Genomic DNA, 24484 nt, shown 5'->3' with positions numbered 1-24484 from the left:
TCAAGCGCCCGGTTTTGCCGTCAACCCGGCGCGTGGTAGTCTCTGCGCGAGGGGAAATATGGTCGATCGGGAGCAGTGATGGATTTCAATCAACTGCACAATCGTCGCGGAATCAGCCTCGCCGCCGCGCTCCTCTTAATCACCGCAGTTATCCCGCTCGCGCTCCGCGCGCAGACGGATGACCCCGATTCCACGCCAGCCCTGACTGAAGGTATCTCCGAAGCAGCGACGCCGGACTGGAGCCGGGTCGACGATTCGTCGCCCGATTCTTCCGGGCAGGTGCTCGAGTTGCCGCAGGTCATCGATCCCGGCGAGAGCTCAGCGGACGCAACTCCCGCGGATGCGGCCTCGGCGGACGGCGCCACGGACGACAGCGTGGCGGCGATGGACTCGAATGACGCCGCGGCCGCGACGCTGTCCGGGAACGAAGCTGCCTATCTCGACGATTACGCGAACCGCTTGGCGGCCGCGCGCGCGCTCGCGTTGGCGCCAAGATCGATCCCCTATTACCCTGGCGTCAGCAGTTGGCGGTACATCACGATCCCGCCTTCGAGTGTGATCATCGTGCGCCCCGGCGGCCTCAGTGCGATCCCCGCCAATAGCCCCCTGCTGATGAGCCCGCGCGGGTCCGGCCCGGTCTTCGGCGGCTGGTGGCATCGAGTTCGCTGAGCGAAGATTACCTCTTTCGACCGTCGGTTTCGCGACGTAGTATCCTCTCAGGGCGCGCCTGTATTAGGGCGTAGACGGAGCGAAGAGACATGCTGGTCGCGATCGATGTCGGCAACACGCACACCGTAATCGGCATCTACGATGACGATCGGCTCGCGCATCACTGGCGCATCTCGACCAACGCCGAACGCACCGCCGACGAGCACGCGGTAATTCTCGATGTGCTGCTGAGGGCGGCGGGACTTGAGGTTCCGCTGGCGCCCGAGGGTGTTGTTATTGCATGCGTAGTGCCGCCGCTCAATCAGGCGATCGAACTGTTGGCGCGGCACTATTTTCAGTGTCAGCCGTTGATCGTCGGCCCGGGCATCAAGACCGGAATGCCGATTCTTTACGAGAATCCCAAGGAGGTCGGCGCCGATCGTATTGTCAACGCGGTCGCGGCCTATGAGCGTTACCGCTCGGCGTTGATAGTGGTGGATTTCGGCACCGCCACGACCTTCGACTATGTGACCGGACGCGGCGAGTATGTCGGCGGTGCGATAGCCCCCGGACTCGGGATCTCGCTGGACGCGCTGGTCGCCCATGCGGCGAAGCTCTACCGCGTCGAGTTGACGCGGCCGCGCGAGGTCGTGGGCCGCACCACTGTCGGCGCGATTCAATCCGGCTTGATCTTCGGCTACACGGCGCTGGTCGATGGCCTGGTCGAACGGATTATCCGCGAGCGCGGGGAAAAAACCCGGGTCGTTGCGACCGGCGGGTTGGCCGATTTGATTGCACCGGAGTCGACGACGATCGAAGATGTGGACGAGTTCCTGACGCTGACCGGCTTGCGCTTGATCTTTGAACGCAACCGGCGGCCATAATCGCGCCATCAGAGATGACCGCGCCATCAGAGATGTCCGGGTGAAGCAGCGAGTGCCTGAGTTTGCCCGAGTAAGGAGCGAAGATGCCTGAGCCGCTACGCGTGGTTGCCGATTCGATGATGGGGCTCAAGCTGCCCGACTACGCCCGGCTTTCGCCGCGCGTCGCGACAGTGCTCGGCCACAATCCCGGACCCTTCACCGGACCCGGCACCAATACTTACATCGTGGGAACCGGATCGCGGCCGATTCTGCTCGATACCGGCGTCGGCGTCGCGAAGTGGGCCGAGCTTTTGCCGGTGGCGCTCGAAGAGTTGGCCGGCGCCAATCGCCCCGACAAGATCGTTTTGACCCATGCGCACCAAGACCATATCGGCGGGGTCAAGGACGTCACCAAGCTCTTCGGCCGGCTCGAGGTCTTGAAGAAGCCGTGGCCGAGCGCCGGACCCGACGACGCCGCCGGGACTCCCATCACGGAAATCGATCATGACGCGGTCGTCAGCACCGACGGCGCGACCCTGCGCGCGGTCTTCACGCCGGGTCATGCTCCCGATCACATCTGCTACTACCTGGCCGAAGAGCGCGCCATCTTCACCGGCGATGTGGTGCTCGGCGCCGGGACGACGATAATTCCCGACGGCACAGGCGACCTCGGCCAGTACATGGATTCACTGCGGCGGCTGCTCGCGCTCGAGGCTGAAACGATCTACCCGGCGCACGGACCCGTGATTCGCAACGCCGGGAAGAAAATTCGCGAATATATCGCTCATCGCGAGCTGCGCGAACGCCAGGTGCTGAACGCGATCAAAGACGGACCGCTCGAAGTTCCCGCAATCGTTAAACGGATTTACACCGACGTGCCGGAATTCCTCCATCCGGCCGCGGCGCAATCGGTGCGCTCTCATCTCAAGAAACTTCACGACGAAGGCCGCGTCACGGACCGCGATGGCGTTTGGGCGATCAAATAGCGCGCGCAGGCGGATCGCCGCACTGCCGCTCTTCGTGTGCTGTGTGGTGATGCTCGCAGCAGCCGCAGCCGTCGCCACGGCGGCCGGTCCCGCCGGCTCACCGGATGACACATACTTCTCCGTTTCACCTCCGCCGGCCGTGCCCGGCGATCCGAACATCGGCACTATGCAGGATTATCTGGCCGGCGAAGACGAAAATGTGGCGCCTCTGGGTATCGCCGTCCGCGCCGATGAGCGAACTCTCAGTTCAGGCGAGAAGCAGTCCGGGTTATTAGTGATCAGCGTCGATTCCGGCGGACCGGCTGCCAAGGCGGGACTGAAAAGCACTCATCGGAAGATCAAAACCGTCGTCGAGGCGGCGTCGATCGCCGGGGCGCTCTTTTTTCCGCCCGCCATGATGGTTGTGCCGCTCCTGGAAGCGACCAAGGCCGGTGAAAGCTACGATCTGATCGTCGGCGTCGACGGCAATCGCGTTACCGATGTCCTCGACTTCGAGGACTGCCTACGCGACCTGCAGCCCGGCGAAATCGTCTATCTGAGTATCGTGCGCAACGGTCAGCGGGTCCAGCTTCCGGTGCCGATGCCGCCGGCGCCGGAATCCTGACGCAAATTTGCGCTTTACACTCGCGACGGTTCGCGCTAGAAAAACGGCTCCGCCAAAGCTAGGCGGAGCGCAGTGGCGCCGAGCAGGCAGCCTGTCCTGAGCGAAGCCGAAGGAAGTCTGCGAGCTGCGTTAAGGATAAATCAGCGAACAGGCCTGCTGGGTCGCTGAACCGAACATAGAGCTTGGGCCTCGTGCCTGGATCTGACTAAAAAAGACCGGGACCCCGAACGAGGCTCAAGAGCTGTTTCTTACGCAAAGTTTGCGGGGTTCCGGTGATTGGAATTCCGCTTTTTTGTGCGGAAAGGCAGGCGTGGCCATGGCCGGTGAAAACGGTGAAAAGGGCGAAAAAGTTCGGACCACCGATCTGTCGCGCATGAAGTCGGCCGCGAGGCCGATCACGATGCTGACGGCCTACGATTATCCCTTCGCGCGGATTTTCGACCAAGCCGGCATCGACGTTCTGCTGGTCGGCGACAGCCTCGGGATGGTCGTGCAGGGGGCTGACAGCACGCTGCCGGTCACCCTCAGTGAAATCATTTACCACCTGCGGATGGTCGCGCGGGCGCGGCGTCGCGCCCTCGTCGTCGGCGATCTGCCCTTCCTCAGCTATCAGGTCAGCGTCGAGCAGGCCATCCGCAGCGCCGGCCGCCTGATCAAGGATGGCGCCGCCGAAGCGGTCAAGCTCGAAGGCGGGATCACGATGGCCGAGACGATCCGCCGGCTGGTTGAGATTGACATCCCGGTGATGGGCCATATCGGGCTGACGCCCCAATCGGTCCATCGGATGGGCGGGCATCGCGTGCAAGGACGTCGCTCGGGCCACGGCCCCGGATGCCGCGAGCGGCTGCTCGAGGACGCGGCGGCCGTTGAGCAGGCGGGAGCTTTCGCGATCGTCCTCGAAGGGATGCCGGTGGAACTTGCCAACGAGATCACGCAGCGCGCCGCCATTCCGACTATCGGGATCGGCGCCGGCCCCGGCTGTGACGGGCAGGTCCTCGTGATGCACGATCTGCTGGGGCTGAGCGAGTCCTTCGTCCCGCGCTTCGCCAAGCCCTACGCAAACCTGTGGCAGGATTCGGCGGCCGCGGCCGCCGGCTATATTCGCGACGTCCGCGCGCGCACTTTTCCGGCACCCGAACATTGCTACGGCGTCAAGGGGCGCTGACCGCGATGGAGATTATCGCCGATCCACGCGAGATGCAGGCCTGGTCGGATAGCGCGCGCCGCCGCGGCGAGACCATTGCCTTTGTCCCAACGATGGGCTTCCTGCACGAGGGCCATCTCACCCTGATGCGCGAAGGGCGGCGTCACGCCACGCGGCTGGCCAGTTCGCTCTTCGTCAATCCGACCCAGTTCGGCCCCAACGAGGATTTCTCGCGCTACCCGCGCAACTTCGAGGGCGACTGCAAGCTGATGCGCACGGTGCCGGTCGATGTGCTCTTCGCGCCCGAGCCCGACGTCATGTTCCCGGCCGGCTCGCAAACCTGGGTTGAGGCCACCGCGGTCACGCGCGGGCTCTGCGGGGACCATCGCCCCGGCCACTTCCGCGGCGTCACGACGGTGGTCGCGAAGCTCTTTAATATCCTCAAGCCGCACTGCGCGCTCTTCGGTGAAAAAGATTTTCAGCAGTTGCGCGCGATCGAGCGGATGGTCCGCGATCTCAATTTCGATCTCGCGATCATCCCGGTCGGCACCGTGCGCGAAAGCGACGGCCTCGCGATGAGCTCGCGCAACGCCTATCTGTCGCCCGACGAACGCAAACGGGCGCTGGCGCTGAGCTGCGCGCTGCGCGCCGCCCGCGCCGCTTTCAAGAACGGTCAGCGCGATCCGCGCGAGTTGCGCTGCGCAGCGCTCCATCTGCTCGAGAGCACCCCCGGGGTGGAAGTCGAATACGTCGAAGTCGTTGACGCCGAAGCGTTGCATGCAATCGACGCCGCCGAACGCGCGATCGTCGTCGCGATCGCCGCCCGCATCGGCAAGACCCGCCTGATCGACAACCTGGTTCTACCTATTCGCGACAGTGAGTCACTGCCATGAGAATAATGCTGCGTGCCAAGCTTCATCGCCTGCATCTGACCGGCGCCGACCCCGACTACGAGGGCAGCATCGCGATCGATACCAACCTGCTCAATGCCGCGGGCATCCTCCAATACGAGATGGTTCACGTCTGGAATGTGACTAACGGCGAGCGGCTCGAAACTTACGCGATCAATGCGCCGGCGGGCTCCGGCGAAGTCGCGCTCAACGGCGCCGCCGCGCTGCGCGGCAAGCCCGGTGATATCATTATCGTGGCGACCTTCGCCCCGATGGACGAAGCAGGCGCGAGCAAATGCAAACCCACCGTGATCCACGTCGACGAACGTAACCGCCCGCGCGAACTCTATATCGCCAAAACCGGATAACGCTCCCAAGTTGCCGGTCAGAATCGGCTATTGCAGCAACTTAGCCAAGGCTAGCGGCAGGGTGCTGCGAAACACCAGCGATGCCGCCGAGACCGGATGACGCAGGCTCAGTTCGCATGCATGCAGCGCGAGGCGCGGCGCTGACTCGACCCCCGTGCCATATTTGCGATCGCCCACGACGGGACATCCGGCGCCGGCGAGCTGCACGCGAATCTGATGCTTGCGCCCGGTCGCCAGCGTGAGTTCGAGTAGCGATCGCAGCCTGCGCCGCCGAATCACTCGATAGTGCGTGACGGCCAGCTCGCCTCCGCTCGGTACCCGCCGCACCATCATCGAGGCGTTTTCCATCAGGCGATCCTCGAGCGTCCCCTCCGCGCTGGGCGGCGCTCCCTCCACGGTCGCCAGATAGCGTTTGGTGACGTTCTTCCATCCGCGCTGCAGCGCCGACTGGCTCGCCTCGCTCCGCGCGAAGATCATCAGGCCCGAGGTCTCGCGGTCGAGCCGATGGACGATGAAGGCCTGCTGGTCGCGCGCGTTGACGGAGGTTTTCAGATACTCATTGAGCAGCCGGTGGGCGGTGCGTTCTTTTTCCCGCGCCGAGCCCATCGCCAGCAGCCCGGCGGGCTTGTCGATGACCACGATGGCCGCATCGAGGTGAACGATCTTGAGCGCCGGCGGCGGGGTGCCCGGACGCAGGTTCAGCCCCTTCGCGATCGTAACGATGTCGCCGGCCGCGAGTCGCGTATCGTGCCGGAGATGCGTCCGGCCCGCGACGCTCACCGCGCCGAAGCGGATCAACTCCTTCGCGCGTTTGCGTGAGAGCTCGAGCGGCGGACCCAGCAGAAAGGGCAGTAACTCAACTTCTGTCGCCACCCTGAACCGCCGCCCCCGGCCATCGGAGCGGTCAGCTTCTGCCGTATCCCGGCCACGCGCTCTTGGCATCGGCGTGCGCTTGGGCTTAGATCGAAGGTCCACAGCAGGCATAGAGAAGGGGTGTATTTTGGCGATTACAGTTTGGCCGGCGAGCGACAACTTCGCCGCAGAAATTGGCGACATCGATCTTTCGCGCGAGTTAAGCGCCGCCGATCTCACTGCGGTCAAGCAGGCCTTTTGGGACTATAGCGTGCTGATCTTCCCGGAGCAGCAGCTCACCGAGGATCAGCATCTCGCCTTCGCGCGTAATTTCGGCGAGCTCGAGCAGGTCGTCTTCCTCAAGATGGACGTAAAACTGCGCCTGCGCCCGGAGCTTGCCGACGTCTCGAATCTCAACCATCGCAGCGAAATCTGGCGCGACGAGGGGCGCATGCGGATGATCGCCGCGGGCAATCGGCTCTGGCATACCGACAGTTCCTTCAAGTATCTGCCCGCGCGGGCCTCGCTGCTCTATGCGCGTGAGATTCCGCCGGTCGGCGGCTACACCGAATTTGCCGATCTGCGCGCCGCCTGCGACGCGCTACCCGAGGCCGCGCGCGAGCGGCTCGCGGGCCTGATCGCCGAGCACTCCCTGATCTACTCGCGTGAGCGCACCGGCTTTACCAACTTCACCGCGGAGGAGCGCGCCAACCTGAGCCCGGTCCCGCAGGTAATGATCCGTACGATCCCCGAAAGTGGTCGGCGCTCGCTTTATCTCGCTTCACACATCGGCAAGATCCGCGGGATGCCCGACGACGCAGCGCGCACGCTGGTCGACGAGCTGATCGCGCACGCCACCCAGCGGCAGTTCGTCTATCACCATCGATGGCGCAAGCACGATCTCGTGATGTGGGACGATCGCTGCACGATGCATCGCGGGGGCGCTTACGACGATCTGCGCTGGGTCCGCGACCTGCAGCGCGCAACGGTCGCCGACATCGCGAACACTACGCAGACCGAAGCGCGCTCGGCGCCTTAGCCGACGGGCCCGCATTATCGCAGCGGGCGCCGCCGGCTGCACCCGGGAGAAAACCAATCAGTAGCCGGCGAAGCCCATGTCGGTGGTCGCCTGCGCGTCCGGATCGGTGCAGACGTTGACCAGCGCGGGCTTGTTCGACTTGATCGCGCGCTCGATCGCCGGGCGGATCTCGTCGGGCTTATCGATGAATTCTCCGTAGCCACCGAGCGCCTCGACCATCTTGTCGTAGCGCTGATAACCGAGATCGCGGCCGACCGTGCCGCCGGTCTGACGCGAGGTAAAGCCGCCGTTGTTCGAGAGCACGACGACGATATTGAGCTTGTGCCGGATGGCGGTGTCCATCTCCATTCCGTTCCAGCCGAAGGCGCCGTCGCCGCTCAGCACCACGACCGGCTTGTCGGGCGCCGCAACTTTTGCGCCGATCCCGAAGGGGATGCCGACGCCCATGCATCCGTGCGGCCCGGCATTGAGGCTGCATCGCGCGTTGTAGATCGGAATCGACTGGCGGGCGAAGTTGAGAATCTCGTGGCCGTCGACGACCAGGATCGTGTCGCGGGTGATGACGTCCTTGACCTCGTTGCACAGGCGCAGCGGATGAATCGGCGTCTTGGACGAGTGCATCAGCGGGGCGTTGCGCTCCTGGTTGGTGCGATGCTTCGCCGCGAGTTGCGCGACCCAGACGCTCTCTTCTTTGGCGTTGAAGCGGCCCGCCGCGGCGTCTTTGAGTTGCCCCAGCACCAGCTTGGCGTCGCCGATAATGCCGATATCGGCGGCGCGGTTGTGGCCGATCTCGCGGCCGTCAACATTGACGTTGATGAATTTGGCGTCGGGCGAAAAACGCGGCGCACGCAGGAACGAGAGCATCGAGTTGGCCCGCGCGCCGATCACAAGCACGACGTCGGCTTCGCGGAAGGCGGTCGAACGCGCCGCCGGGAATGAGCGCGGATGGTCCTCGGAAACCACGCCGCGGCCTTGCGGAGTCGTGAAGAAGGGGATGCCCGTGGCGTCAACGAAGGCTTTCAGATCCGCCTCCGCGTCGGCCCAGAGCACGCCGCTACCCGTGACGATCAGGGGCTTGCGCGCGTTGGCCAGCAGATCGACCGCCTTTTTGATCAGGATCGGATCGCCGGCCGGCCGCGCCTCGGTGCGATAGTTGCCGTCGACCCAGTTGATCTTCTCCTCATCGACTTTGCCCGAAAGGATGTCGCCCGGCAGGTCGAGATAGATCGGGCCGCGCTTGCCGTCGAGGGCCTCGCGAAAGGCGATACTGATGTATTCAGGGATGCGATAGCCGAGGTCCACGCGAAAGGCGTTTTTGACGATCGGCTTCATCATCGGCACCTGGTCCATCTCCTGGAAGGTGTCGAGCGTCCATCCGCGCATCGGGGCGGAGCCGCCAATTGCGATAATCGGCGAGGCGTCGGCCCAGGCGTTGGCGAGGCCGGTGACCAGATTGGCGACCCCGGGGCCCATCGGCGCGATACAGATGCCGGGCTTGCCGGTGACGCGCGCGTAGGCATGCGCCATCATCGCGGCGGCCTGCTCGTGGCGGACATAGATGCCCTGCATGCCGAGGTCGAGACAGGCGCCGGCGGTGCCGCCGGTCGGCCCACCCATCATGAAGAAGATGGTATCGACGCCCTCGCGCTGAAAGCTCTTCGCGATGATCTGTTCTCCGCGTAATGTGCTCACCTGTCGATTCTCCCCTGCGCGCTGCCCGTATGCGTCGGGCTCGCGATTAGTTATCGGCGATCGGTCAGTGATTGTTGGAGCAATCGGAGGCGGTCGCTGTCAAGGGCGACCGACTTGCGCTCGTGCGTGGTTATAGCGAATAGCAATTTGTCGCTTTGGAGTTGCGTGTGGTATGTATTTCTGGTATGTATGTATTTCACTCTGTAGAATTAAGGGCAACGAGCCATGTTCGACATCAAAGAATACCGTGAAGTCTGCGAACGTATCGGCAAGCTGAGCAGCGACCTTGAAAAACTTGAAACTCGTCGGGTCGACTTGGAAAAACAGATGCAGGCGCCAGCGCCTAGCGCTGCGCGAAGTACTAACGGCGCTCCGATGTCGACACAGGGCCGGCCTCAGCCCCGACAATTCGATCCTGACGCGCCCCCCGATCTAAGGCATACGAAATTGCAATCGGCGCAACTGGGCGGGATGCCGATTTCGGGAAAGACTAACTGGAAGACATTGCTCGTCGCGGTAGTTAGGTTGGCCAAAACCAAGGCAGGCAATGACCACGCGCAGCTTCAACGGTTCCTCGCCGTACCATTTGTAGTGGGTCGAAAAGAGACCGACGGCTATCGGTTTCTTTCAGACGTCGGCTTATCGGTGCAGGGACAAGACGCAAATCACGCGTGGAGATACACCTTGCACACCGCTCGGCAACTCGGCATCGCTGTCGAAGTCGAGTTTGTATGGCGCTCAAAAGACGGTGCAGCCTATCCAGGCGAAACCGGTCGTCTATCCGCTTGATTCCGTCGATAGACGTCGATGCGCGGCATTTTATTAGCTCAAATCGGCGCCTTTACCGCGGTCTTGATCGCGTGCGTCGTCGCGGCGCAGACGCCGCCGAAAGTGTTTGTGGACCAAGGCGCGTGTCCTTTCGAATGGCTGTGGACCCGCGAGGCTGGCTCTACCTGGCGGTGATCATCGATCTGTTCTCGCGGCAGGAAGTGGGTTGGGCGATGAGCGAGCGGATTGATCGCAAGCTGGCGTTGGACGCGCTGCGCATGGCTCTGGCGCAACGCCGTCCGCCACGCGGCGGACCCGTGCCCAAGCGCGCACGTCGATTTTTGAAGATCTCGAACGATTCTATAATCGCCGGCGGCGCCATTCATCGCTCGACTATCTCAGCCCGGTCGAATTTGAACGCCGCAACTATCCGCGGTTGGCCGCTTAACCCGACTCAACGCGTACGATGCTGGAGCAGGTCCAGTCTGTAACGCCCGCCGATTTCGCCATCATGGCGCTGGGGGCTGGCCAGAGTGGCTTATGTCTCGGTTATATATCGCCGCGGTCATGATGGAACGAATGCGGGGCGTACAGGCTTTCGTGTTTGTAGAGCGCGCTGCATACACCGAGCGAAGGCTCGTCGCTGTGGCGTCAGTAGGCAGCTACGCTTGGCTCTGACGCGGCCTTACCCGTGGCTTGAAGCGGCATGGGCGCGCGATAATCAGCGTTTGCGCAGGGAGCGCGAAATCCTGAAAAAGCGACGGCCTTCTTCGCCAGGGAGAGCGTGTGAGATTCGCTTTCATCGCGACGGAGAAGGCCGCTTTCCCAGTAGCGTTGATGTGCCGGATGCTGGCGGTATCGCGGGCCGGGTTCTCTGCCTGGCGCCAACGGCCGGTGGCGCCGCGAACCTATCAGAAGCAGGTGCTGGCGGTTGCGGTTGCCGCGATCTAGGCCAAGCACCTCGGTCAGCTCTGCGGGAGCTCGTCGCAGTGCGAATGTCGCCTAGGAGCGGTGGAACTCGCGGCTCTGGCGGGTACGAGTTCAAGCTCCACAATTTCTCTCACATGCGTACGCCAATGCCTACGACGCAGATAGCGACTGTGTCAAACTTGTAGTGGTGGAACTGACTTTCGCCACGCGCGGCAGGAGAGTGTGAGGAGCCGCTAATATATAAAATCAAAGCCGCTCTTCGCCCTTTTCCCGCTGCGTCTTCTTGTCTTCTTAGAAAAAGACAAAGGCTCGGACCACGACGTTCTTGCGGCAGGGAGCGTCGTCGGGGGCGGTTGGGTCGATGCAGGCAGTGTGGAAAGACCAGCGCGAGACGGAACCGTCGGTGACGGAGTCGTAGCACTTGAGCATCGAGACCTCGGTGGGCTTCTGCTGGGGAAACCAGTACCACTCGTGGTCGGCGCGGTAGGTGAAGCGGGTGGTCTCACCGACGCGATCGTCGTAGACGCGGTAGTTGGTGACGTACGGCTGGTCGGCGAAAGAGGGCCAGGCGCAGAGCACGAAGGGGTTCTGGCACACGGTCTCCATCGGCTTGGCGAGGTTGATCGACATGAACCGCTGCGACATCTTGGCGTCGGCCTGCTCCTCCGTGTAGTGCTGCGCGCGCCCGAAGTTCCGCAGGTTCTTCGTGAGCAGCTCGCGGCAGCGCACGCGGCCACTGTTATCATTCAGGTCGTTGTGCACGATGTAGGCGTAATTGGCGTTCACACCTGGATTGTTCTTGGCCTGATCCTCGGTGCGGTCGCCTTTGTAGTCCTTGTCGAAAACATCGTGGTTGTACACGAGTGCATCCGCGGCGCCTGGGAAAAACTCCAACAAGAGCTTCTCCATCTCCGGGTAGAACACGCGCTCCACCTCCGCCGCGTCGTAAAAATTTTTGCACTTGGACTCGCAGCGCGCGAGCGAAACACCGAGCTTGTCCATGCATGCGGCGCTGTTGGGCGAGAGACCTGGGTAGTATTCCCCGATTCGTCGCGCGTCGCGCAAAACTACAGGAAAATAGAGGCATCGTCGCCCGATGTCTTGCTCTTCCTTGCGCAACGCCTTGGCCTCGGCCGCGCGCGCCGGGTCCCGCCAGAGTGCGTTTGACGGGACGATCGAGTAGGATGGCTGCTCGTCAACGGCGTAGCGCAGCGGAAGCGCTACGCCACCTTCAGGGGCTTCGATTTGGTGCGCTCGAATATATTCAAGGCATTCTGCGTAGCTACGAAATCCACGGCCCCACTTGGTCTCGATCGGGCCGGGAGGAGCCTTATCGAGCGCATCGATAAGCGCTTGCCCTTTGCCCTCGGCAATCTGGCGGAGCGCATCCTCGGTCGCGGCGGCAGTCCCGGCATCGCCGTTTCGGTCGAGGGACATGTAGGATAGACCGCCATTCGCAGCGATTGGCGCCGGCTGTCCTTTGGTGAGTTGGAGGGGAGGCGCATAGACCGACGAAGCTCTCTTCGTAATCCCCGCAACGTGGTTCTCGATGTCCTTGAGCTGGTCCATAGCATGACCCCTGATAAAAAGTGCCCAATCGTGGTGCACAGGGTATATAGTTTTACCGGGTCTATCACACATTAGCCGACAGGGCGAGTATTTCGTCCTGCCCACCGCGCTGCGCTCAAGGACCTACTCGGAAAAAACGTCTGAGGCCTGCGACGCGACGGAGTGCGGCTATACGACTGCTCGAGCAGTACCGGGGAGGAGTCGGATGCGTGCGTGCAGGCTGGTGGAACTCAACCGTTCGAGCCTGAGTTATTCGCCGAAACGACCGGACGATGCGCTGGTGCGGCTGCGCCTGCGCGAGCTCGCCGCAAGCCGGCGGGGTTTCGGTTGTCGGCGCCGGGGTTGGCTACTGGGGGGTGAAGGTCGACGGATGAATCACAAAAAGCTCTGCCGATTATATCGCGAAGAGCAGTTGATGGTGCGCCGTCGTGGCCGGCGCAAACGCGCGCCGGGAAGGGCTCCGCGGCCCGTCACCGTGTCTCACCACCCGCCCGGGGCAAATACGTCAACCGATGCTACTCTCACCTGACGGGCATCGGGTGCAAGCCAGCTGCGACGAGCTCGCAAAGAAAGTTCTATCCGATACAGTCAACCGCTTCGCGATGACTCCGGTCTGGGGCAGCTGGTTTACCGGCAACTCAAATAACCGAGGCAATTCAACCGGCGGATCGCCGACCTGCCACCGCGACGAAATCTCGAGCGCGACCTTCTCGAAGTGTAAGCAAAGTATGCGGCTCGAGGTCTTCGAGGCTCGCCGCTTGAAAGACGCTGACCTGCAATTCGCCATTCAAACTCTTCGGACACGCGGCACTCGTTCTGCTTGCGCGTAGCTCCGGGACGGCAGTAATACTTCTTTCACGTTGTGATAAGACCGTGACGGAACATAAACGTTGTGAGCTTGCCCGCGGACGACTGCGCCGATCTACGGCCTTGGCGAGAGCGAGGTGCTGAAGTTAGACGCGGGAAGTTGAGCGCGTTTGTTTCAAAATTCCGTGTGACCGCAAAATCGGCGTAAATAGTCAGGGCCGTTTTTGCGACAGGGAGGCACCAAGAATGCCTGCACTGGCTGATCTGCGCGACAAGACCTGCATCGTCGGTATCGGCGAGACGGCCTACACGCGCGGCACCAACAAGAGCGCGCTTGAATTGTCGCTGGAGGCTTCGCTTGCCGCCATCGAGGACGCCGGGATCAAGCCGGAAGCGATCGACACGGTGATCTTGCCCGGCGGAGCTGGAGGCGGCGGCACGGCGGGCGATTTTATCGCGAATCTCGGACTGCAGGATCTGCACTATACGACGTCGCTGCAGGAGATGGGCGGAGCGATGTGTGTGGCTGCACTCGAGTGCGCCGCGACCGCGCTGGCCAGCGGCATTGCAAGCTACGCCTTGATCCCGCTCTGCTGCCGCTTTTATTCCGGGCGCAAGGCGCGACAGCTGAATTCCGATCCCGGCACCGGGCTGCAATCCGCGGAGACGATTCGCGATTATTACGCACCTTTCGGAGTTGGCGCGCCGCCACAGCACTATGCGTGGATGGCGCAACGCTATATGCAGCTCTACGGCACGACGCACGAGCAGCTTGGCGCTATCGCCATAGCGATGCGCAAACATGCGCAGCTTCATCCCAACGCGGTGATGCGCGGTAAGCCGATGGATCTGGCCGACTATCTGGCGTCGCGTTGGGTTAGCTATCCGTATCGTTTGCTCGATTGTTGTCTCGAGACCGATGGCGCGGGCGCGTTGCTGGTGACGACCACCGAACGCGCCAGAGACCTGCGGCGCAAACCGGTCTATGTGACGGGTATCGCTTCGGGGCATCCGTTTCCGCCGCACGATCTGCCGAACCGTCCTGACATACTCAAGATGGGTCTCGATTTCTGCGCGCCGCGCGCCTTCGCGATGGCGGGGATGAAGCCGTCCGACATGGACTTCGCAGAAATCTATGATTGTTTCACCGGGCAGGCGATGCTGCAGATCGAGGCCGCCGGCTTTTGCAAAAGGGGCGAAGGGGGAGCTTTCGTTGAAGGCGGCCGTATCGAATTGGGCGGAGAGCTGCCGATCAATACGCACGGAGGGCTTTTGTCGCAGGCGCACAACTCGGGCATGAATCATCTGGTCGAAGCGGTCGTGCAGCTACGCGGCGAGGCCGGGGCCCGGCAGGTAAACGAGGCAGAGCTAGGATTGGTCACCGGCTGGGGTGGGCACGGCCACGGCTCGGTTGCGGTTCTACGCCGTTGAGAATGTTTTCACGTGAGAGGAGTTCGATAATCGAGCACGTCGCTGCGAGTCTCATCAAGAATCGGAGTCGCGTGCTGCGCGAATGGCGAAAAACATGAAGACTGAGAATCCGGCGCCGGCGGACAAGCGATCGGTTCTTTTGCGCGGTAATGCGAAAGAGTTCTACGAATGGTGCCGCAAGCGGGAGCTGCGGTTTCAGCGCTGTCAGGACTGCGGCGTCTGGCGTCATCCGCCACGCCCGATGTGTGGCAGTTGCCATTCGATGCGGCGGGAATGGGCGCCAACCTTGGGAAAGGGCAAGGTCTATTGCTGGACCGTTGTCCATCAGGCGCTCGACCCAGCGTTTGCCAATGAGGTGCCGTATGCCGCGGCGATCGTCGAACTCGATGAGGGACCGCGCCTCGCGACGTGGATTACGGGACTACCTCCTGACCGGCTTACGGTCGGCATGCCGGTCGAAGTCTGGTTCGACGATCTGGACGATCAGGTTGCACTGCCCAAATTTCGGCCGCTCATCGAATAGTGGCTGGCGCGGCGCCGATTGCGCGCGCACGGGGCAATTAAGGGATTATCGATCAGGCAGCCCCGACGTTGAAGCGGGCACACTGGAAGTAAGAAAATCAATCAGGAGGTTTTGAGATGCCAAACTACACCGTGATTTCGGCCGATTCGCATATGATCGAACCGCCGAACCTTTGGCTTGAACGCCTGGATAAAAAATACCAGGATTCAGCGCCTCACGTCGAGGAAAGCGAAAAAGGCAGCTATTTTGTTGCGCCGGGTATTCAACCATCACGGGTCTCGCTGGGATTCGCTGCCGGCCGCAGCGGCAAGGAACTCGAGAATTATTTCAAAAAAGGCAGCTTTGCGGTGGCTCGGCCGAGCGGCTGGGATCCAATCGAGCGGGTCAAAGATCAGGATGTCGACGGCGTCGCCGCCGAGGTGCTCTATACCACTTTCGGCATGCCGCTGTTCCGGCTGCCGGACGCGGACCTGCAGCGCGCCTGCTTCAAGGCTTACAACGATTGGGTAGCGGAATTCCGCCGCCATAATCCGCAGCGGTTTTACCCGATCGGGCTAATCTCACTTGAGGACCTGGACGCGGGCGTGAAGGAGCTGGAACGCTGCGCAAAAATCGGGCTGAAGGGCGCACAGATCTGGGGCGGAGCGCCCGCTGATCGGCCCTTCTGGTCCGAGGAGTATGATCCGCTCTGGTCCATGGCGCAGGAAGCGCGCATACCGCTTTCACTTCATCTCGGCACCGGCAAAGGTTCCGGGGTCGCCGAGAAAGTCAAGCCGGCGAATACCCACAAGCGCCCGCCATTTATGACGCGCAATTACGTAAACGCGATCCAGGAAGTCCAGCGCTCGTTCACTGATATCATCTTCGGTGGCGTGCTCGAGCGCTTTCCGCACCTGACGCTAATCTCCTCGGAAAATGACAGCGGCTGGTTCCCGCACTATCTCTACCGGCTCGATCACGCTTACGACAAGTTCAACGCGATGTCGGACGAGCCGTTGCCGATGAAGCCGAGCGTCTATATTCGCCGCCAGGTGATGGTGACGTTTCAGGACGACCCGATTGGTCCGATGACGAGCAAGATTTTTGGTGAAGACAACTACATGTGGGCGTCGGATTTTCCGCACAGCGACTCGACCTGGCCGAATTCACGAAGATTAATTGACAACGAATTCAGCGGGCTTTCCGAAGAAGTCAGGGACAAGATCGTTTGCCGCAACGCCGCGAAGGTTTATGGAATAGCTCTTAACGCGTGATTGATTAATTTAAACACCTCGCTCTTAGAATAAATTATGCGAGTGACGGGCGGCCATCGTGATTCGACCGCACATCCACGCATTCGCCTGATAGATTGCCCCTGCAGTCTCATATTCGGCCCGGCCTTCCGCGCTCAACTGCCATCGCGAGCCGGCTATACGGCCATGACATTATCATGTGACATACGATATAGGGTTTGATCATGATTACTTGGGGGCGAGGGCCGCGAGTGCACGAAGATCCGGTAGTGGTTTGCCATCCGTGCGAAGCGCCTGAATACAGACGTGAGTGGCTCCCGCCCGGAAGTGCGCCTCGACCCGTTCGCGTATCTTCTCTTCCGAGCCCCAGGCGACGATCGCATCTACCAGTTGATCACTGCATCCTTTTTCGAAGTCCGCATCCTGCCAACCGAGGGCTTTCAGATTGTTTCGATAATTGGGCAGATTAGTGACGTAAAAGCTCATGTGTTGGCGCGCAGCGGCACGAGCCTTGGCGGTATCCGACTCGAGTATCACCGCCTGCTCGACACATATCCAAGGGTCGGGACCGATTTGCGCTCGAACCTTCGCAGTATGTTCCGGTGGTACGAAGTAAGGATGAGTGCCGTTAGTCTGCGTCGCGGCCAGATCGAGCATTTTGGGGTGAAGCGCCGCGATGAGAAGGGGTATCTGCTCCTTCGGCAAAGGCGCCTTTGTCAGAGCGCTTTTCAGTTTGGGTAGATACTCTTGCATGTAGCTATAAGGTTTGTCGTAGCGCTGACCACGGGCCGCCAGCACCGGTTTATGACTGACTCCGATTCCGAGGATGAAGCGTCCTTGCGAGATTTCCGCGACCGTTCTTGCGGCTGAGGCCATCGCTATCGCGTCGCGGGCCCAGACATTGGCGATTCCGGTCGCCACTACAAGGTCCGAGGTATGGCTCAGGAGGTAGGCGGCATGCGAGAAAGGATCGCGTCCCGGGCCTTCAGGAATCCAGAGCGCTCGATAACCTTGCTGCTCCAGAGTTTTTGCGAAATCGAGGGTCTCGGGCGCCGCCATCGCCTCAAGCATCGCCCACACGCCGACTTTTCCGATATTCATTGCGAGAATCTCCTGTTGCGAGCTCGTTGGATGGAGCGGTTTGGCAATCTCTCCAATTAGAAGCTGGGCGGTCGCGGACAACCACCCAGCAGAGCGAGCAAGCGCTGGGCAAGGTCGAGTGTCGTCTGATCCTCCAGGAATGCGCCCACAATCTGAATTCCGACTGGGAGGCCGCTTCTCAAAAGACCGACTGGAACTACCGTGGCCGGCAGATAGCAAGCGCCTGCGGGAGCCATCCAGGTAATCAAACTCCAATACGACCGCGGCTCGCCTCCCACCGTCGCTGTCCTGCCGGCCTGAGGCTCAGAATGATCGTGTACTATCGCTGGGCAGGGCATGACCGGTAGCAAAACCGCGTCCCACCGCGAAAAGAACTCCTCCCAGCGTTTGCGCATCTGCAACCGTCGCTCATTGTAACTGAGCCATTGGCGATGGCGCATCGCCAGGAGTCGTCGTGTATGGGCGGCCGGCGTTGGGCCGGCGGTAGAGGCATAATCTTCAAGTCGGTCGAGCGAAACTCCGCCCGCCATCGCGGCTTGCAAGAGAGCAAAGAAAGTGTCCGCTGCCTTCTCCAAGGAAAATACCGGACGCGCCTCGTGATCAATCAATACTCCCGCAGAGGCGAGCGTTTGCGCTGCCCTTTCCAACAGCTCACGCAACTCCGGCTCTACTCTGCAAGCCGGATCATCAAGCCAGGCGGCAACGCGGTATTGTTTGAGGGTCCGATGACGCGGTGGCGGCAGTTTCAGCCGCCAGGCCGGAACTTCCCAGCGATTAGGACCAGCCATGATGCCAAGGCCAAGCTTGAGATCTTCGACGGTGCGCGCCATGGGTCCAGCGACGGCAAGGTCGGCGAGAGTTAATGTTCCCGGAGGCCCGGGGATCTGACCGTGCGCCGGCACAATCCCGTAACTCGGCTTATGGCCGAGAACTCCCGACATATGCGATGGGAGGCGAATCGAACCGCCGATATCGCTGCCAAGTTCCAGCGGAGTGAATCCGCACGCCAAAGCCGCAGCCGAGCCGCCGGACGAGCCCCCGGGAGTGCGCGACCGATCGTAAGGATTGTTCGTTGTGCCGAAAACTTCGTTGTAGCTTTGCAGGTCGCCGGCGTAAATCGGAAGGTTAGTCTTGCCGAAGACGATAGCTCCCGCTGCGCGTAGGCGCGCAACTGGCCAAGCGTCTTGATCCGGGATGAACCCGGCCAGCTCAGGGGCGCCTGAGGTCGTTCGCATTCCCGCGGTTTGGAAAGAGTCTTTGACCGTCATGGGCACACCATGGAGCGGCCCGCGGACCTCCCCACGCGCCAAGGCGGCGTCAGCATGGTCGGCCTCCGTCCGAGCTCGCTCCGCGTCGATCGTCACGACGCTGTTGATGGGCTTATCAAGCGCCGCGACTCGCGTCAGAAAATAATCGACGGTCTCTCTGCTGGAAATCTCGCGCCGACGGATCTTCCTGGCGATCGCAACTGCGCTGGTATAGGCGAGCTCAGACACGACAACCTCCTTCGAGTGCCCGCTGCTGGTTCATCAGCTGAGCCTTCGAATATTGGAATGCCAACAATCAGTTCGACATTCCGCTGATTGCACCCTATATCATCGGCGCAGGTCACTCGGCGAGGTACCGCTTTGGTGGACCGTCTTCCACATTCTTGTGCTAGAAAGAGGGCGCGTAACGCCCGGCCGTGGGCTCAGTCAATTGCAGGAGGAGAGCGATGTTCAAGGTTGGCAAGGAATTTCATCTGCTACACGTAGTCTCCGACCTGGATACGGTTGACGGTTGGTACGACGAGGTCTTCGCGGTGCGACGGTTCGTCCGAAATTCGATGAAGGCCGCGATGCGCAAGGCGTCGTTGGTCCTAATCGGCGATTTCGTGTTGGAGCCGGCGGAACCGATTCGCCGAGCGCCGGGCTGGGAGAAATCAGCTTTGGGCAAGTTCTATTCGCGTTACGGCCAACATTTTCACTCGATCGCGTGGTATGTCGATGACCTTGCGGAAACCTGTGCGAGGCTGACTGAGCGCCAAATCCGGCTGTTCGACATGGTAGGGAATGCGGTCAAGGAGCCCGCGCGCAACGACGGCGCCGTGTGGACGCATCCGCAAGATACGCATGCAGCGTTCGAGTTCGCCGTGGCGCCGAAATTCTTCATCGACCCGCGACTGCAGCCCGGATGGTCGACGGCTTTTGCGCGCGACGAGCATCCGCTCGGGGTCGAGCGCGCATCGCATCTCACGATGCTTTTCCGGGATCCGGGTGACGCACGCAAGATCTACCAGGACGCGCTAGGCGGGACTCCAATCCATGAGGAGGAGACACCGGGGCGCAAACGGAGCGTCTTTTACGCGGTCGGCGAGGATACCGTTATCGAGGCCGCGCAGCCGCTGTCGCCGACGAGTCCTGAAGCCATCGATATGGAACGCGCGGGCGAGGGAATCTACTCGGTGACGTTCAGGGCCAAGGACTTGAAGCGTGCCGCGGAGCATCTGCGGTCCAAGGGACAGCGATTTGCCAAAGATGCAGAGTCGCTGGTGATCGATCGAGAGGACGCGTTCGGAATGGTGATCGGATTTACGGAGCAGAGGATTCCGAACGACCCGAGGTGACGATCAACCCTATTAGACTCTGTCCACAGCCGCATCAATGCGGGCGATGAGCTCGGGGTCGAGTGGGCCACGCTCGGCAGCGGCAAGGCATTCGCGCAATTCAGCGCGATTCTTGACTCCGAGAACTACCGTCGCCACGCCCGGGATGGAGAGTGCGTAGCGATGGGCGAGCGCCGCCGCTGATTCGCCGACTTCTTTGGCTAAAGCGCGGAAAGGGGCGGCCCGCCGATAGTCGACCATTTCCGGATGAGTTTCTGCCAATTCGCGATCTAACGAGTCCGTGAGGGCGCCGGCCTGCACGGCGCGGATGCCCATTACGGCAATACCTCGCCGACCGGCGGCGGCGATGATCTCACGCGGCCGCGCGGGCTCGTCGAAAAGTTTCATCCCACCGACAGAATCAAGAAGATTGGCGACAACCTGGACGGCACCCGGAGGCGGGTTCTCGTTAATCGTCTCAAGGATAGCGGTAGGCACGCCGATGCCGGAAACGCCCCAGGCGCTGACGCGGCCCTGCGCAACAAATTGTTCAAGAGCCGGTCGCACCACCTCGACGAAGAGGCTGCGCGGCGTGCCTTGCGCGGAACCCGGTATTGCGTCCGGCACAATCTGACCATGCAAAAAGAAAAGATCGAACTTCTTCAACTTGGTCCGCTCGAGACTGCGGTCGAGGCTTCGCTCGAGGCGCAATACGACCTCTTCGCGCGGCGGATTGCCGAGCATGCATTTGGTCGAGATCCGCACGCCGTCGGGGAGCCGGCCATCGAAGGCCGCGCCGACGACGAGTTCGGCTTCGCCACGGCCGTAAGCCGGCGCGACATCGAGAAAGGTGATGCCCGCTTCGACGGCCTCGCGCAGAGTAGCGACCGCTTCGTCGCGGCTGGTTGGACCCCAAACCTGGCCGATGCCGCCGCCACCAAGTGTCAGGCAGCTAATCTCCCCGAGCTTTCCAAACGCTCTTTTTTCCATGGGATGATGTCGCCAGCGGCGACGTTCTGATCACGAAGTTATGCCCTCCAGGAGGTCGCGCGATCAAATCTTACGCCGCCTTCGCCAGAGGTCTTTCTCCCCTGCGTCCGGCATTTTTCCGAGATGTTGTGCCCTTGCTTAGTGTGCGGCAGCAGCCGGGCCGAATCGAGGATAAAGGCCAACTCGGCGGTTACACCGAGTCGGCAACCTCATGACGGTTTTCGAGATCGGCGCGATTGACCTTAGCCCCTCCACTCCGTTTAGTTCGATGCCATTGCCCAGTTCTGGGCGTCTTCTCCCGGTGTATAACCCATGATGCTTTGAGACGGATTGCGATTTACCAGGGGGCGCAGATAGAGCGGATGCTTCATGCTGCGAACTTCGTGCTCGATGGTGAACAGCACTTTGCCGCCTTCAGGATCGACGATGTCCTGGAATCGATACTGATGCTCATCGCTCTCCTGGATGATCAGATCCTTCGCGGCAAGCCGGCGATGGGGCCCCGAGAAATCATTGATGTAGATCTGAATATGGTGATGATCGTAGCGCGGGGTCGGCTGGCTGGTTTCGCGGAAAAACAAATTCTGCCCGGTCCCGGCAGTGACGCAAGCAAAACGGCCCCGCGCATCCTCCAGCGGTGCTGCCTGCGCGCCCAGAATCTGTGAATAAAAACGTGCGATTCCATCCGCGGTTCCTGCCGGCACATCGAACTCCACATACGGGATCCCAACCGCCATCGAGCCGAAGCGGCTACTCGGTGCATAGCAACGGATGCGGTTGCCCCATGGACAGAGAGCCTCAACGTGACCGTCGCGCTCATGGAATTCGAACCGGGTACCCGCAAGTGCCTCGCGTACCCGGCCCAGGCGCTGCGGCAGGGCCTCGTAGTCCGAGACCACCACCCCTACATGGCCGCGCAACACTTGGGGTTTGCTGGTGGGAAGATGGAATTGCTGGCGGCCCACGTTGACCCACATGTTGGCCGGACCTGTCATCATATAGGGGTCGCGCGTCAGTCCCAGCCCGTTAATGTAGAACAATGCGGCTTTCTCCTGCTCGGGGACTGTGACATTGACATGTTCAAGCGCGACAATATTGCCCAGGTCTTCAGCGGTCCGATCATAGGTCTTGCCCTTCTGCATTAACGCCGCCATGCCGCCCGGGGCGTCAAGGCGTGCGTCTCCCGTCACGCCGCGAATCCCTGGCGGTCGCTGTGAGGGAACGGTCGCAGCGCCTTGCCCGTTCTTGGCTGCGCACAGCTCGTCCATCTGTTGTGATAAGAACTCGTCTGAAATGAGCCCCTTGCGATAAGCCTTGAGTAACTGCTGCACCTCGAAGTCTTTGCTTGCCATAACTCACACTCCTCCAAAGCTGACCATCAGCATATTCTCACGCAGCGGGCCGAACCGTTGCGCACTTTCCACGCCTAGAATATGCACCCGACCGTATCCAATTGCCAAGCCGTTTGAAAGTCGCATTTTCTGTGTCGCTCCTGTAAATCGGAGCGCACTTATGGACAGCCGTGCCACTGCCGATCGGTACCGGCCGCGCCGATAATCTTGATAGCTGCGTGGCGGAGGCTAGCCATTTAGCACGGCAGCCTTGCCGCTTCGCAAGTCATCGGAAAGCGTCACAGAGTTGGGAGAACTCGCCAGGAGGGATGCTCCAAATTAGGGCAGTAACATACTTGAGGGCTGTGCTAGGGTGTCGTTAGCATGAGCATTTTGCATATCGGCCATATCAAAGCTGCCTTGAACGTCCGCTTCGAGTCTTTGATCGATCTCTCCGATCTGGGACCTAATTGTCCGAGCGATGAGCGCGAGAATTTTTTTCTTACTCGGAGCTTGGCCGCGTTCGCGATCGCGGAATTGGCTGGCGTAGATGACAAGATTGCGGCAGCGTCGGTTGTGGATGGCTCCAAAGATAATGGTATCGACGGTTTCTATTTCGACAATAGTGAACACGTTTGTTATCTGGTTCAAAGTAAATGGAGCAAGAGCGGGACTAATAGCATCCAAGTCGGCGAAGTTCACAAGTTCATCCAAGGCGTACGCGATCTGCTAAGCGCTTCGATGGACCGCTTTGACAAGCTTCAAAAGAAGCAACAGGACATAGACAATGCTCTTGGTGATTCGACTGCGAAATTTGTACTCGTGGTCGCCTATACCGGAGAGCCAGCGCTTGCTCCAGAGGCGCAATCCCCGCTAGACGACTTGCTTAAACAACTCAATGACGTAAGCGATCTGATTAATTACAAAGTATTGCGCCAAGCTGATCTTCACGCAATTGTAGCGGAAGCTGCCCAAGGGGAGTCCATAGACCTTAATATAATGCTCCATGAGTGGGGCACTCTCGAAGAACCATACCGAGCATACTACGGACAAGTACTGCTTGAGGACATAATAAAATGGAAAAAATACGGTCAGAAGCTTTACTCTGGTAATCTTCGCGGATTCAAAGGTAGTACAGAAGTAAATGACGCGATTATCAGTACGATGCGTCAGTCGCCGCAGCACTTTTGGTTTTTCAATAATGGTATTACCGTACTTTGTCGTAAAATCTCTAAGCAACCTCTAGGTGGTAGCAATCGGACAAGTGGTGTATTCGATTGCGAGGGTGCGAGTGTCGTGAATGGCGCTCAGACGGTTGGTAGCATAATCGCGGCTTCGAGCAGCGGCGAGAACGGCTTTCATCATGCACGCGTTTTAGTTCGGTTGATCTCGCTTGAAGGCTGTCCCCCGAATTTCGATTCACAACTTACGCGGGCAGCTAACACGCAGAACCGAATCGAAAAGAAAGATTTTGCAGCGCTCGATCCAGAGCAGGAGCGCTTACATACTGAACTGTTCTTGGAGTTTAGTAAGGATTACTCGTATAAGACCGGAGATTATGAACCGCAACCCGACGAAGGGTGTACTCTCGATGAGGCAGCTGTAGCACTAGCTTGCCGACAACCGGACGCAACGTTGGTGGTGTTCGCAAAGGCCGCGCAAGGACGGCTCTATGACGATGTGACGAAACCACCATATACAGCGCTGTTTAACCCGTCGGTATCGGCATATAAGCTATGGCGGTCCGTAGAGGTAATGCGTCTAGTAGATATTACGTTGAAAGCTTGCCAAAAAAGCCTCACTGGGAAGGATCGATACATCGCGGTTCATGGCAACCGCTTCATTCTCTATATCGTGTTTCAATCGCTAGCGGCGCTGGATTCGCCAAAATGCGACTTTGAAAACTTAAAAGCGGGCATTCCAGCACAAACCCAAGCCATTCTCCAAAGAACCATAACGGCATCGAATAAGCTTTTTCCAGAGACCTATGCGGGCAATTTGTTCAAGAATGCGTCGAAGCTCAAAGATCTGGCAGGCGAGGTAACAATAGAGACAAGCGCTACGGTTTAGACTTACGCCAGGAAACTTCGAAGGGAGGTGGTTTGCACCAGAACTGCGGAGCTTGACAACTC

22 protein-coding genes and 2 pseudogenes are annotated in these 24484 nt (G+C 60.6%); 17 read left to right on the top strand and 7 right to left on the bottom strand.

The window, feature by feature from the left end; all coding sequences use genetic code 11:
* Positions 1–78 precede the first annotated feature (78 nt).
* From VKS22_16150 to panD, 7 genes are all read left to right on the top strand, one after another.
* Positions 79–669, top strand: coding sequence for a hypothetical protein (locus tag VKS22_16150; GenBank protein ID HLW72143.1), 591 nt, complete (start codon positions 79–81; stop codon positions 667–669).
* 89 nt (positions 670–758) lie between these two features.
* Positions 759–1532: a type III pantothenate kinase gene (locus VKS22_16145; protein HLW72142.1), complete on the top strand. Its 774-nt coding sequence runs from the start codon at positions 759–761 to the stop codon at positions 1530–1532.
* An 83-nt stretch (positions 1533–1615) separates the two neighbouring features.
* Positions 1616–2497, top strand: coding sequence for an MBL fold metallo-hydrolase (locus VKS22_16140; GenBank protein HLW72141.1), 882 nt, complete (start codon positions 1616–1618; stop codon positions 2495–2497).
* Between the two features lie 49 nt (positions 2498–2546).
* On the top strand, positions 2547–3101 hold the full coding sequence (locus tag VKS22_16135; protein HLW72140.1) for a PDZ domain-containing protein: 555 nt from the start codon (positions 2547–2549) through the stop codon (positions 3099–3101).
* A gap of 316 nt (positions 3102–3417) precedes the next feature.
* Positions 3418–4266, top strand: coding sequence for a 3-methyl-2-oxobutanoate hydroxymethyltransferase (gene panB / locus VKS22_16130; protein ID HLW72139.1), 849 nt, complete (start codon positions 3418–3420; stop codon positions 4264–4266).
* Positions 4242–5138, top strand: a complete 897-nt coding sequence (gene panC, locus VKS22_16125) for a pantoate--beta-alanine ligase (GenBank protein HLW72138.1) — start codon at positions 4242–4244, stop codon at positions 5136–5138. The genes panB and panC overlap by 25 nt, the downstream gene beginning before the upstream one ends.
* Entirely contained in the window at positions 5135–5503 is a 369-nt protein-coding gene (gene panD, locus VKS22_16120; protein HLW72137.1) for an aspartate 1-decarboxylase, read from the top strand. The genes panC and panD overlap by 4 nt, the downstream gene beginning before the upstream one ends.
* Before the next feature lie 27 nt (positions 5504–5530).
* On the opposite strand, the gene VKS22_16115 is transcribed toward panD, so the two are convergent.
* Complete coding sequence (locus VKS22_16115) at positions 5531–6376, bottom strand: RluA family pseudouridine synthase (protein ID HLW72136.1); 846 nt, start codon at positions 6374–6376, stop codon at positions 5531–5533.
* Positions 6377–6503: 127 nt separating this feature from the next.
* Between VKS22_16115 and VKS22_16110 the strand changes: the two genes are divergently transcribed.
* Complete coding sequence (locus VKS22_16110) at positions 6504–7394, top strand: TauD/TfdA family dioxygenase (protein HLW72135.1); 891 nt, start codon at positions 6504–6506, stop codon at positions 7392–7394.
* Positions 7395–7451: 57 nt separating this feature from the next.
* Here the strand turns inward: VKS22_16110 and VKS22_16105 are convergent, their stop codons facing one another.
* Positions 7452–9086, bottom strand: coding sequence for a thiamine pyrophosphate-binding protein (locus tag VKS22_16105; GenBank protein ID HLW72134.1), 1635 nt, complete (start codon positions 9084–9086; stop codon positions 7452–7454).
* 225 nt (positions 9087–9311) lie between these two features.
* Here VKS22_16105 and VKS22_16100 point away from each other — a divergent pair, with 225 nt between their 5' ends.
* The 3 genes and pseudogenes from VKS22_16100 to VKS22_16090 all read left to right on the top strand — a co-directional run bounded on the left by VKS22_16100 (position 9312) and on the right by VKS22_16090 (position 10805).
* Positions 9312–9875 carry a hypothetical protein gene (locus tag VKS22_16100; protein ID HLW72133.1) on the top strand — a complete coding sequence of 188 codons (564 nt, stop codon included), beginning with the start codon at positions 9312–9314 and terminating at the stop codon, positions 9873–9875.
* A gap of 152 nt (positions 9876–10027) precedes the next feature.
* Positions 10028–10299, top strand: a pseudogene (locus VKS22_16095) (DDE-type integrase/transposase/recombinase).
* A 341-nt stretch (positions 10300–10640) separates the two neighbouring features.
* Entirely contained in the window at positions 10641–10805 is a 165-nt protein-coding gene (locus VKS22_16090; GenBank protein HLW72132.1) for a hypothetical protein, read from the top strand.
* A 270-nt stretch (positions 10806–11075) separates the two neighbouring features.
* Here the strand turns inward: VKS22_16090 and VKS22_16085 are convergent, their stop codons facing one another.
* Complete coding sequence (locus VKS22_16085; protein ID HLW72131.1) at positions 11076–12353, bottom strand: CmcJ/NvfI family oxidoreductase; 1278 nt, start codon at positions 12351–12353, stop codon at positions 11076–11078.
* Positions 12354–12561: 208 nt separating this feature from the next.
* Here VKS22_16085 and VKS22_16080 point away from each other — a divergent pair.
* The 4 genes and pseudogenes from VKS22_16080 (at position 12562) to VKS22_16065 (ending at position 16367) form a co-directional block, all read left to right on the top strand.
* A pseudogene (locus VKS22_16080) lies at positions 12562–12816 on the top strand (IS3 family transposase).
* Positions 12817–13406: 590 nt separating this feature from the next.
* Positions 13407–14591, top strand: a complete 1185-nt coding sequence (locus VKS22_16075) for a thiolase family protein (protein ID HLW72130.1) — start codon at positions 13407–13409, stop codon at positions 14589–14591.
* 94 nt (positions 14592–14685) lie between these two features.
* Positions 14686–15114, top strand: coding sequence for an OB-fold domain-containing protein (locus tag VKS22_16070; GenBank protein HLW72129.1), 429 nt, complete (start codon positions 14686–14688; stop codon positions 15112–15114).
* A gap of 116 nt (positions 15115–15230) precedes the next feature.
* Entirely contained in the window at positions 15231–16367 is a 1137-nt protein-coding gene (locus VKS22_16065; GenBank protein HLW72128.1) for an amidohydrolase family protein, read from the top strand.
* A gap of 207 nt (positions 16368–16574) precedes the next feature.
* Here VKS22_16065 and VKS22_16060 read toward each other — a convergent pair whose 3' ends face one another.
* Both VKS22_16060 and VKS22_16055 read right to left on the bottom strand, forming a co-directional pair.
* Complete coding sequence (locus VKS22_16060; GenBank protein ID HLW72127.1) at positions 16575–17447, bottom strand: TIGR03620 family F420-dependent LLM class oxidoreductase; 873 nt, start codon at positions 17445–17447, stop codon at positions 16575–16577.
* Positions 17448–17503: 56 nt separating this feature from the next.
* Positions 17504–18943: an amidase gene (locus VKS22_16055; protein HLW72126.1), complete on the bottom strand. Its 1440-nt coding sequence runs from the start codon at positions 18941–18943 to the stop codon at positions 17504–17506.
* A gap of 218 nt (positions 18944–19161) precedes the next feature.
* Between VKS22_16055 and VKS22_16050 the strand changes: the two genes are divergently transcribed.
* Positions 19162–20052 carry a VOC family protein gene (locus tag VKS22_16050; GenBank protein HLW72125.1) on the top strand — a complete coding sequence of 297 codons (891 nt, stop codon included), beginning with the start codon at positions 19162–19164 and terminating at the stop codon, positions 20050–20052.
* Positions 20053–20064: 12 nt separating this feature from the next.
* Here the strand turns inward: VKS22_16050 and VKS22_16045 are convergent, their stop codons facing one another.
* Together VKS22_16045 and VKS22_16040 are read right to left on the bottom strand one after the other, a co-directional pair.
* Positions 20065–21021: an aldo/keto reductase gene (locus VKS22_16045; protein ID HLW72124.1), complete on the bottom strand. Its 957-nt coding sequence runs from the start codon at positions 21019–21021 to the stop codon at positions 20065–20067.
* Positions 21022–21281: 260 nt separating this feature from the next.
* On the bottom strand, positions 21282–22373 hold the full coding sequence (locus tag VKS22_16040) for a hypothetical protein (GenBank protein HLW72123.1): 1092 nt from the start codon (positions 22371–22373) through the stop codon (positions 21282–21284).
* 363 nt (positions 22374–22736) lie between these two features.
* On the opposite strand from VKS22_16040, the gene VKS22_16035 reads away from it, so the two are divergent.
* Entirely contained in the window at positions 22737–24422 is a 1686-nt protein-coding gene (locus VKS22_16035) for an AIPR family protein (GenBank protein HLW72122.1), read from the top strand.
* Positions 24423–24484 lie beyond the last annotated feature (62 nt).

It is taken from the genome of Candidatus Binataceae bacterium, assembly GCA_035308025.1.
Lineage (GTDB): Bacteria > Desulfobacterota > Binatia > Binatales > Binataceae > JAJPHI01.
Note: the sequence above shows the minus strand (reverse complement) of the source record. Positions and strands in the feature narration are given on the sequence as shown.

Coding starts and splice junctions, on each gene's coding strand:
- VKS22_16150 (HLW72143.1), top strand. CDS start 79: ATGGATTTCAATCAACTGCACAATCGTCGCGGAATCAGCCTCGCCGCC.
- VKS22_16145 (HLW72142.1), top strand. CDS start 759: ATGCTGGTCGCGATCGATGTCGGCAACACGCACACCGTAATCGGCATC.
- VKS22_16140 (HLW72141.1), top strand. CDS start 1,616: ATGCCTGAGCCGCTACGCGTGGTTGCCGATTCGATGATGGGGCTCAAG.
- VKS22_16135 (HLW72140.1), top strand. CDS start 2,547: ATGCTCGCAGCAGCCGCAGCCGTCGCCACGGCGGCCGGTCCCGCCGGC.
- panB (HLW72139.1), top strand. CDS start 3,418: ATGGCCGGTGAAAACGGTGAAAAGGGCGAAAAAGTTCGGACCACCGAT.
- panD (HLW72137.1), top strand. CDS start 5,135: ATGAGAATAATGCTGCGTGCCAAGCTTCATCGCCTGCATCTGACCGGC.
- VKS22_16100 (HLW72133.1), top strand. CDS start 9,312: ATGTTCGACATCAAAGAATACCGTGAAGTCTGCGAACGTATCGGCAAG.
- VKS22_16085 (HLW72131.1), bottom strand. CDS start 12,353: ATGGACCAGCTCAAGGACATCGAGAACCACGTTGCGGGGATTACGAAG.
- VKS22_16075 (HLW72130.1), top strand. CDS start 13,407: ATGCCTGCACTGGCTGATCTGCGCGACAAGACCTGCATCGTCGGTATC.
- VKS22_16070 (HLW72129.1), top strand. CDS start 14,686: ATGAAGACTGAGAATCCGGCGCCGGCGGACAAGCGATCGGTTCTTTTG.
- VKS22_16065 (HLW72128.1), top strand. CDS start 15,231: ATGCCAAACTACACCGTGATTTCGGCCGATTCGCATATGATCGAACCG.
- VKS22_16060 (HLW72127.1), bottom strand. CDS start 17,447: ATGAATATCGGAAAAGTCGGCGTGTGGGCGATGCTTGAGGCGATGGCG.
- VKS22_16050 (HLW72125.1), top strand. CDS start 19,162: ATGTTCAAGGTTGGCAAGGAATTTCATCTGCTACACGTAGTCTCCGAC.
- VKS22_16045 (HLW72124.1), bottom strand. CDS start 21,021: ATGGAAAAAAGAGCGTTTGGAAAGCTCGGGGAGATTAGCTGCCTGACA.
- VKS22_16040 (HLW72123.1), bottom strand. CDS start 22,373: ATGGCAAGCAAAGACTTCGAGGTGCAGCAGTTACTCAAGGCTTATCGC.
- VKS22_16035 (HLW72122.1), top strand. CDS start 22,737: ATGAGCATTTTGCATATCGGCCATATCAAAGCTGCCTTGAACGTCCGC.